At 36.1% G+C, this 8,517-nt stretch carries 9 protein-coding genes, 1 tRNA gene, 1 rRNA gene and 1 pseudogene; 6 read left to right on the forward strand and 6 right to left on the reverse strand.

Features of this window, described 5'->3' with window-relative positions; translation table 11 throughout:
• Positions 1-10: 10 nt before the first annotated feature.
• The gene (locus AC1FXZ_RS19320) at positions 11-394 is read right to left on the reverse strand and encodes a hypothetical protein (protein ID WP_480056724.1); all 384 of its coding nucleotides are present in this window, start codon (positions 392-394) and stop codon (positions 11-13) included.
• Positions 395-522: 128 nt separating this feature from the next.
• Positions 523-879 (reverse strand): hypothetical protein, encoded by a 357-nt coding sequence (locus AC1FXZ_RS19325; protein ID WP_480056726.1) that lies wholly within the window; start codon positions 877-879, stop codon positions 523-525.
• A gap of 172 nt (positions 880-1,051) precedes the next feature.
• On the opposite strand from AC1FXZ_RS19325, the gene AC1FXZ_RS19330 reads away from it, so the two are divergent.
• Positions 1,052-1,207, forward strand: a complete 156-nt coding sequence (locus AC1FXZ_RS19330; RefSeq protein ID WP_480056728.1) for a hypothetical protein — start codon at positions 1,052-1,054, stop codon at positions 1,205-1,207.
• A 263-nt stretch (positions 1,208-1,470) separates the two neighbouring features.
• On the opposite strand, the gene AC1FXZ_RS19335 is transcribed toward AC1FXZ_RS19330, so the two are convergent.
• Complete coding sequence (locus tag AC1FXZ_RS19335) at positions 1,471-2,115, reverse strand: HD domain-containing protein (RefSeq protein ID WP_480056730.1); 645 nt, start codon at positions 2,113-2,115, stop codon at positions 1,471-1,473.
• Positions 2,116-2,134: 19 nt separating this feature from the next.
• On the reverse strand, positions 2,135-4,471 hold the full coding sequence (locus AC1FXZ_RS19340; protein WP_480056732.1) for an ATP-dependent helicase: 2,337 nt from the start codon (positions 4,469-4,471) through the stop codon (positions 2,135-2,137).
• Positions 4,472-4,588: 117 nt separating this feature from the next.
• On the opposite strand from AC1FXZ_RS19340, the gene AC1FXZ_RS19345 reads away from it, so the two are divergent.
• Both AC1FXZ_RS19345 and AC1FXZ_RS19350 read left to right on the forward strand, forming a co-directional pair.
• The gene (locus AC1FXZ_RS19345; protein ID WP_480056734.1) at positions 4,589-4,771 is read left to right on the forward strand and encodes a hypothetical protein; all 183 of its coding nucleotides are present in this window, start codon (positions 4,589-4,591) and stop codon (positions 4,769-4,771) included.
• Positions 4,772-4,823: 52 nt separating this feature from the next.
• Positions 4,824-5,097 (forward strand): annotated as a pseudogene (locus AC1FXZ_RS19350) (HNH endonuclease).
• Here the strand turns inward: AC1FXZ_RS19350 and mscL are convergent.
• Both mscL and AC1FXZ_RS19360 read right to left on the reverse strand, forming a co-directional pair.
• Positions 5,086-5,583, reverse strand: coding sequence for a large conductance mechanosensitive channel protein MscL (gene mscL / locus AC1FXZ_RS19355; protein WP_480056746.1), 498 nt, complete (start codon positions 5,581-5,583; stop codon positions 5,086-5,088). The pseudogene AC1FXZ_RS19350 and the gene mscL sit on opposite strands and share 12 nt — an antisense overlap.
• Positions 5,584-5,748: 165 nt before the next feature.
• Positions 5,749-5,820: transfer RNA gene (locus AC1FXZ_RS19360), tRNA-Gln, on the reverse strand.
• 200 nt (positions 5,821-6,020) lie between these two features.
• Between AC1FXZ_RS19360 and comGA the strand changes: the two genes are divergently transcribed.
• The 3 genes from comGA to AC1FXZ_RS19375 form a co-directional block, all read left to right on the forward strand.
• Complete coding sequence (gene comGA, locus AC1FXZ_RS19365; RefSeq protein WP_480056736.1) at positions 6,021-7,073, forward strand: competence type IV pilus ATPase ComGA; 1,053 nt, start codon at positions 6,021-6,023, stop codon at positions 7,071-7,073.
• Positions 7,033-8,106 (forward strand): competence type IV pilus assembly protein ComGB, encoded by a 1,074-nt coding sequence (comGB, locus tag AC1FXZ_RS19370; protein ID WP_480056738.1) that lies wholly within the window; start codon positions 7,033-7,035, stop codon positions 8,104-8,106. Before comGA ends, comGB begins: the two co-directional genes overlap by 41 nt.
• Positions 8,107-8,451: 345 nt before the next feature.
• Positions 8,452-8,517: ribosomal RNA gene (locus tag AC1FXZ_RS19375) — 16S ribosomal RNA — on the forward strand; the annotation flags it as partial.

Raw genomic sequence — 8,517 nt, forward strand, 5'->3', positions numbered from 1 at the left:
TACTGACTTTTTAGTACCTTTGACCAAAGACACCTGTTTGGTCAAAGACCCAAGGCCAAAATCCTCCACCTGGGAAACCAGGGCTATGATGATAAGGAGGTCTTGGTCTAGGAGGTCTAGGAGGTCTAGGCGGTCTGCCTGGACGTGGTGGAATGGGTCCATAATAAGGAGCGATTCCGACTAAATCACTGTGATGTACTTGAATAAACTGAAGTTGGTAGCTCGGTGCTCGGTAAATAAACATAGAAACCATACCTGTTCTACGGTTGAAATCTGTTATATAGCCTATAACTTCCCCGTAAGTCGGGATCGATGTTGTAATCCATTGATTCATGTATTGGGTAATAACAGTAGGGGGTAAAAATTGAACACCTGGTTGTTGTGGTCCGTACATGAAAGTTCCTCCTTTTTGTAAGTTCTCTTTATCATATGGATCTTAACTCAGTAGGTGATTGTCCTAAATTGAAAAGTTAAAAATCATAAAAAAAGGTCGACTCTTTGTTAAGAGTCGACCTTTTTTTCTTATGGTAAATTATTAAATCGGAATGAGAACCAGGGTTTTTGTTGTACTTGCTCAGAATGATAGATGGTTTGCTTTTGGATTGGATTTTTATAATAGAATAGCGTAACAGAGTGTCCTGATGGAATACTTGAATCTAATTTCGATAATGAATTATTATTAATATCTTCAAACTGTACATGAGGATCCAGCGTTCTTTTCTTATCATGTAACAAAACTTTCATTGATTTAAGTGATTGCGAATGTTCCTCTTCTGTTTCAAGTTTCTCAGCCGCTTTATACAAATGTTCTTCATATTGATAAATCGCTTTTTCGAGCTTTTCGAGAGCTTCTTTAAGGTTTCTTTCGACTTGTTCCATTATCCTTCACCTCGTTAAGTAGACTTTCTTATTTACACACTAAACACCCTGTCCATTTATACATATGTAAGCAATCCTGATTTAATTATGCAAATTATAGAAGTTGTATCATACATTGAACTGTTCATAAATATAGATGAACTAAAGTATAAAAGTTAAGAGGTGAGTGAGAATGGGAAAAAATAAAATGCCATTATTATATATTTATCAGAGGGAAGAGAGGGAAGTTGAGGTGTTAGAGCAAGAATTTGTCTACCAAAAATCCATGTTGAAGAAAAAAGAACGGACTGTAAAAGAGCTACCTCAAAAAAGTAAAGAAAAGAAATAATTGGTTTTACACTCTAGTACGTAATTAGATAAAGTTTTACTTGTATTTATAGAACTTATTACATTAAAGAAGGTTTAAAGAGGACGCTGAAAAAGTGCCTCGAAGAAGTGCAATGGCTTCGCACGTTACAAGCCTTTCTATGAGATATAGAAAGGCTTTCAAAAAACGTAACGACTCTGCGCATTACCTCAGGGCCCGTAAAGAGGGTGAAATTATCTTTTTAGGGGCCTCGTCTATAAATAAAATCTCAGTATTAATGAATGTTAATTTTTACCCCATTCACGATAAAACTGCTCAAGATACTCTACAAGAACTTGATGTCTGCTTTCAGCTCGTTTTTTCCCTTCGTTTGTATTCATTAGATCCTTTAATTTAAGCAATTTTTCATGGAAATGGTTAATTGCACTCGAACGACCATTTCGGTAATCATCAATGGTGAAATTCTCTCGTACAGGAAGTGTTGGGTCGTACATTGGGTCACCTTTACTGCCGGCGTAAATAAATGTTCTTGCGATCCCGATTGCCCCTAATGCATCAAGTCTATCAGCATCTTGGACGACTTGGGCTTCAAGAGTAGTTACGGGTTTGTTTGTACCCCCTTTAAAGGACATTGTAGTAATAATTTGTAGAATATGCTCACGTTGTTCCTTGTTAGTACCGATTTCTATAAGCCATTTGGTAACTCGGTTTAATCCTTCTGTTTCGTTGTCAACTACTTTATCATCAATTAGATCATGAGTTAGAGCGGCGAGTGTTACGATGAGCTCATCTGCTTCTTCTATTAATGCGATTTCTTGTGCTTGCTCACTAACACGTCTAATGTGATGCCAGTCATGTCCAGTCTTTTCATGTAGTAGCTGTTCTTTCACCCATTGTTGTGTTTTTTCTATCATTTGTTCTTTTTCCATTTTTAGACTCCTTTTTAGGTTAGGTTTTAAACGATTGTTTTGGCGCTATTCTTTGAACTTCTCTAACAAACCTAGAACGAAAGGCTTTTTTTCCTCGTCTCATTAGTGGAACGGACATCTTTAAACTTTCTTCAGCTCTTGTCATTGCAACGTACATAAGGCGACGCTCTTCTTCGAGTGGTTTGTCGTCTCCTTCTCGCCAAGCATCAAGTGCATAATCATGTGGAAGGCCACCTTCAACGCAACTAAGGATATATACATGTTTATATTCAAGCCCTTTTGCTCGATGGATCGTCATAAGTTGAACGGCATTCGTTGTATTTTGGTGACGAAGTTCATTATATTTTATTGTCATGTGGTCAACATACACTAAGAAGTCTTCGAGCGTATTATGGAGCTTTGCAACGACTTTTAAATCTCGAATGTCATCAGAGCCACGTTCCATTTTGTTTCCTTCGTTTCCTTGTTTTTTTACATAATCATTAAAGCCCATTTCTTGTTCAATGAATGTAATCGCATCAACAGGTGCCTTTTCTTTTAGTTGCACGAACTTTTTCGGTAGGGCAGCGAGTTTTTTAAGTTGAAATGGCTGTAGCCCTTTAAGATAAGAGAGAGCTTCAACATATGAGCAGTCATTTTCAATACTGACTGCTTTAATATCTTGCGTAACATGTTGCTTTAAGAATAGGGCGCCGACTAATTCTTGTAATGCTTGTCCGTTATCAGGATTAATCGCTAGCCTTAAATAAGACAGCATTTTACGGACAGCTTTTCGTCGGTAAAAAGATTCACCATCAACTTCTAGCTGAAAAGGGATACTTGATGATATAAAGCGTTCAATCAAAGCTCGTGCTGAACTATTTGTTCGAAATAAGACGGCAAATTCTGAAGGCTCTGCACCTAATTCTATTTGTTGTTTTATATCAGTCATAATCATCGTTGCTTCTTCCTCTTCATCAAAAGGATAAAAAAGAAGTGGGACTTGATTTGATGTTGACTGTGCATGTAATTGTTTTGGATAGCGATTGCGATTGGTTGCAATCACATTATTAGCTGAAGAAACAATTTGATGGTTTGATCGGTAATTCTCATCTAGGATTACCGTATTTGCTTCTGGATAACGATCTTTAAACTGTAATATATAGGACGGATCACTCCCACGGAATGCGTAGATGGATTGATCGTCATCACCTACTACACATAAGTTTTTTGTGTGGTCACTTAGCATATTTATTAATTCAACTTGGACTTTGTTAATGTCTTGGAACTCATCGACCGAGACATAGGCGAAGCGTTGTTGATAACGTTTTAACAGTCTTTGGTTGGTAGTTAATAATTCATGCAAACCAACTAGCATATCATCGAAGTCAAATAAATTGTTTGAGAGCTTCATTTGTTCATATCGCTTGTACAAGTAAGAAACGCGTTCTTCCCATATATCTTTTGTCTTTATTTGTTGTGGGGTGATGAGGTGATTTTTCCACCAGCTTATTTGAGTTAAAGCTTGGTCAAAAGGAAATTCCTTTTCATCTATGTCAATTTCACGGCCTGCTTCTTTAATCATAGCTTGACGCTGCCACTCTTGTTTTAATAATTTATTTGGTGCCCATTGGCTGGGCTCATGATGCATAAGCATTTTGTAAAAGATACTGTGAAATGTCCCGATAACAAGTTGGTTTAAATCGGCAGCTTTTATACTTGGATACAGGGCCATCCGTTCCCTCATTTCTTTTGCTGCCTTCGCTGTAAAGGTTACTAAAATAATCTCTTTTGGTGAATGGTTGAGCTCAGTTAACATATAAGCTGTTCTTGTTGTTAATACACGTGTTTTGCCACTACCGGCTCCGGCTAAAATAAGAAGTGGCCCTTCTGTTGTTTGCACAGCACTCCATTGATGATCATCTAAATGGATCCCATTGTTAGCTAAAGTATGGCGATAACTATTGGAGTCAATATTAATAATAGGCTCTTTAGGTAGAAAGGAAGGGATTGCTTTAACTAATTCTGGCTCTTTCCAAGTATTGTCTTGGTTGCTTGAGGAAGAGGGTGATGTAATGACTCTTCTTTTGGGTAATTGAATCCCGGATGTATTTTCGACTTTCGGCTCCGTATCTATGTGTTGGTTAACTTTTGTCATTTTTCTTTCCATTAGAGTAGCCGTTTCCCTACATTCATCTGTTTCGTGTAAATGGACAAACTTTGGAGGAGTGAGGATACTTATCTCCATTTTTAGAGGTGAGTGGCAATGTATACAAGTGACCTCCTGTCGAATACTAGCCATATACAGTTGTTGCCATTTTTCACGCTCGCAGCTTGAGAGATGAATAAGCTTTTCTTGGTGATAAGCCACTTGCATAATTAGGTCTCCTCTCATAAATATGTTCTTGTCTATCGTAGCAAATTTTGTCGTGAAAGTGTGCTACTTTTCGTAGGAAATAAGAGATTTAGAAAAAACAAAGAAGAGAGGTATCTTATGATTTCGTTTTTTATTTTAGGGTGTATCGTTACAATTACTGCCATTACTTTTCTTATAGGTGGCTGGTACTTTCAAGATCAATTTTTATTTGGGCCATTTATAGCGGCGATTATCGGATTAAATTTTCTTTTTATAAGTTCAGTTCAAGTAAAACGTGAAAGAGAGGAAAGGGGAAGATAGTAGACCTAAATTCACGTAGGTTAATTAATAAATTGATAAAGAAGGATGGAAAATGAAAAAAAGAATGGGTACGTGTCAAATGTGTCATCGAGGAAAAGTTGAATTAACAGTTCATCATTTAACACCAAAAGAGGAGGGAGGGACACATCTTCCAACGGCTGAACTTTGTATCCCTTGTCATATATACAAATAAAGAAATTGCGAATCGTCTGATGACGTTAGAAAGGTTAATAAATGATGACAGGTTAAAAAATTTTATAAAGTGGATACAGAAGCAACCACCTACAAAAATAAGTCGAACTAGGAAATCTAATTCAAGAAGATGACTTTTTCTGAATACGAACATAGGTAGGCTTTTGTGTTGTAGTACGTGTGTCATTTAACAAAGATGTACAATTTGGGCATCTAGTTGCTTTGAAAGCAATAGACTGAAAGCAGTGTGGACATAATTTTGTTTTCATGTTAATTAAAGGGTCTTCCTCGGGACGTCTAATACGATTTACTTGTCTAACAAATAAGAATAAAACAAACGCGATAAGAAAAAAATGAACGGTATGGTTTAAAAAGACTCCAAAGTTAATCATTGGTATACCAGCCTCTTGTGCTTCAGATAAGGTAGCAAATTGTTGGTTAGATAAGTTGATATACATATTAGAAAAATCTACTTGTCCAAACAACAACCAAAATGGAGGCATAATGATGTCATCAACTAATGACTCAACGATTTTCGCGAAGGTTGTACCTATAATGACACCGATACTCATATCAATGACATTTCCTTTAACGGCAAATTCCTTGAATTCACTAAAAATTTTCACAGATTCACCTTCTTTTACTTATAAAAGTTAGAGAGTTAACCATGTAATAACGATATGCAAGAAGGTGGCGTGTATGAATTAAAAAAAGAGGTTATCTCATTAGATCTGCATTTTGTCATAAACAGATCTGATAAGAGATAACCTCAATTTAGAGATTTACTGGGCTAGCTGGATTCGAACCAGCGCATTACGGAGTCAAAGTCCGGTGCCTTACCACTTGGCTATAGCCCATCGGTATTTATAGCATAACCACAAGCTTTTGTTTTTATTCAAAAAAACTTTGTTCGTAAAATGTGTTCTGTAAAATGTTGTTCGCTGTGGCGCTTACTAGTAAATATCTTAGCCTAATTTCAAAAAACTATTCATTTAATTAAAGGATTTTTTTTGAAAGTGTTGAATTCCTTATTTAAAAGTAAAGGAGGTTGAAGTGATTGTATGATATTGAACAATATAGTAGGCATATATTAAGTGACGCTATTTATATGAAGGCAACCGATGTTCACTTAATTCCTCAAGAAAATTATTACATTGTTACCTGTCGAATAGGTGGCTTCTTGGAGCCTTGGAGAAAAGTAAACCCAATCATCGCAGAGAGATTAATTAGCCATTTTAAATATCGATCGGGAATGGACATCGGCGAACGTCGCAAACCACAAAGCACTTCCATGGTATATCAGCAAGGAACCTTAACATTTTCCCTCAGGTTATCCACTCTTCCTTCTAGGGAGAAAGAAAGCTTAGCAATTAGAATTTTCCCTCATGTTTCTTCACAGGCGCTACCATCCTTGCCTATCCTTCATAATAAAGTTCAATTATTACGTACTATTACATCTTATTCTCATGGCCTTTGCTTACTGTCTGGACCTACTGGCTCTGGAAAGACAACTACTCTTTATTCATTAACAAATTATATTATTAAAAACGGTGGGAAATCAGTGATTACAATTGAAGATCCCGTTGAACAAGTCGTTGAAAATACCGTTCAAGTTGAAGTGAATCAGAAAACAGGTATGACCTTTGATAATGCTTTAAAGGCATCATTAAGACATGATCCGGATGTTATTTTAATTGGTGAAATACGGGATGAGGAAACGGCATCGTTAGCAATAAGGGCTGCTCTTACGGGTCATTTGGTACTCGCTTCGGTTCATGCTAATGATTGTGAATCGGCAGTAATGAGAATGATTGATTTAGGTGTTTCTCGCCTGGAGCTCATTGAATGTTGCAGGGTGTTATTATCTCAGCGAATTCTAAATATTAAATGTCCATTTTGTCCAGGGAAGTGCCATTGGTTTTGCGCTAGGACGAGGTCGATGCCAAGGGCTGCACTATATGAGGTGTTAAAAGGAGAGAAATTAAGAAAGTTTTTGAAAGAAGAAGATGAAGCTCTTGGTGAATTATTTTTAAGTGAAGCGAAAAAAGCATGGGCATTAGGTTTTATTGATGAAAAAGAGGTGTTGGAATTTGTTCTTAAAACTATCTAAAAGGACGCAACGTAAAAAACACTTTCAAAATGCTGCTTATTCTTTTATAAGGGTTGGACGTATGCTTCAGCAAGGTTACCCTTTAGAAGTTGCACTTAAATTTGTCCAACTTCACGTTAGTAAATTAACAAAAGAACAAATTGATTTTGTTTTGATAAATCTTAAAGATGGTCTTTCGGTACATGAAGCATTTCAATCCTTTGATATTCCAAATAGCATTAAATCATTCCTTTATTTTTATGATAAACAAGGTAATTTAGCAGAAGGATTTATTCAGGCGGGGTCATTATTGATTCGAAGGAAAGAAACCCTTGCAGAATTAGGTAAGCTATTAAGATATCCAGTCTTTCTTCTCTTCCTTTCTATTTTTTTGTTGTTATTAATGTTTCAGTTTGTCCTTCCTCATTTTCAAACTTCCTTTTCTGTAGTGCCAGAAGAATTACCACTATTTATTAGTTTTCTTCTAACCTTTATTTATAATTTCCCTTATATAATCACTATTTTTTTATTGGTTGTTTCTATTATTATTTTCTATGTATTTCATATGCTAAATAAATTGACCCCTTACGAAAAAGTAGTGAGGATCCTTTCTCTTCCGTTCTGTAGCAAGTATGTAAAAGTAGTAATAACCTATTTTTTTGCACTTCAAATGGGAGGACTCATGAAAGCAGGGATGAGTTTGCAACAAGCTTTGGTACACTTTCAAACACAAGACTATCTCGAATTCTTACAACAAGAAAGCGTAGAAATTTCACATCAACTTCAGCAAGGGCGACCATTTCATGACGTGGTGATAGAAAAAGAATATTTACTGAAGGAATTATCGTATGTAATTGATAACGGAGAAAAAACAGGGTACTTAGGGAGTGACCTTGTTCAATATAGTGATATTCTATATGGGGAGCTTGAAGATTTTTTTGAGAGAGGTTTGCAAATTGTTCAACCTATTCTCTTTTTGTTTATAGGTGGATTTATTTTAGTGTTGTTTCTTGTAACGATGTTCCCTATGTTTCAAATGCTTAACACATTTTAATCTAGTGAAAGGATGCCTGTAATTAATATGGTGTCCTTTTGCATTTTTTTGTGAAAAGGAGAATTTTTTTAAAAAATGACTTGCATTTATTTTGAGATACGTGTTATATTATTAACCGTCGCTGCTGACGCGGCTAACAAAACACAAAAATATTGACATTCTTTTTTGGAACTGTTAAGATGTTAAAGTTGCTGTTTTGACGAGTTCTTTGAAAACTGAACAAAAGCCAAGCGAAATTAAGGAGATATTAATCTCGTCAAAGAAATTTACCCATTAGGGCAAATTTCATCGGAATTATTATTGCATTGCTAGCGTGATGCAAATTGAGCTAATCAGCTTACCATTTTCATGGAGAGTTTGATCCTGGCTCAGGACGAACGCTGGCGGCGTGCCTAATACATGCAAGTCGAG

This window comes from Halalkalibacter sp. HAAS-P014 (genome assembly GCF_056619965.1).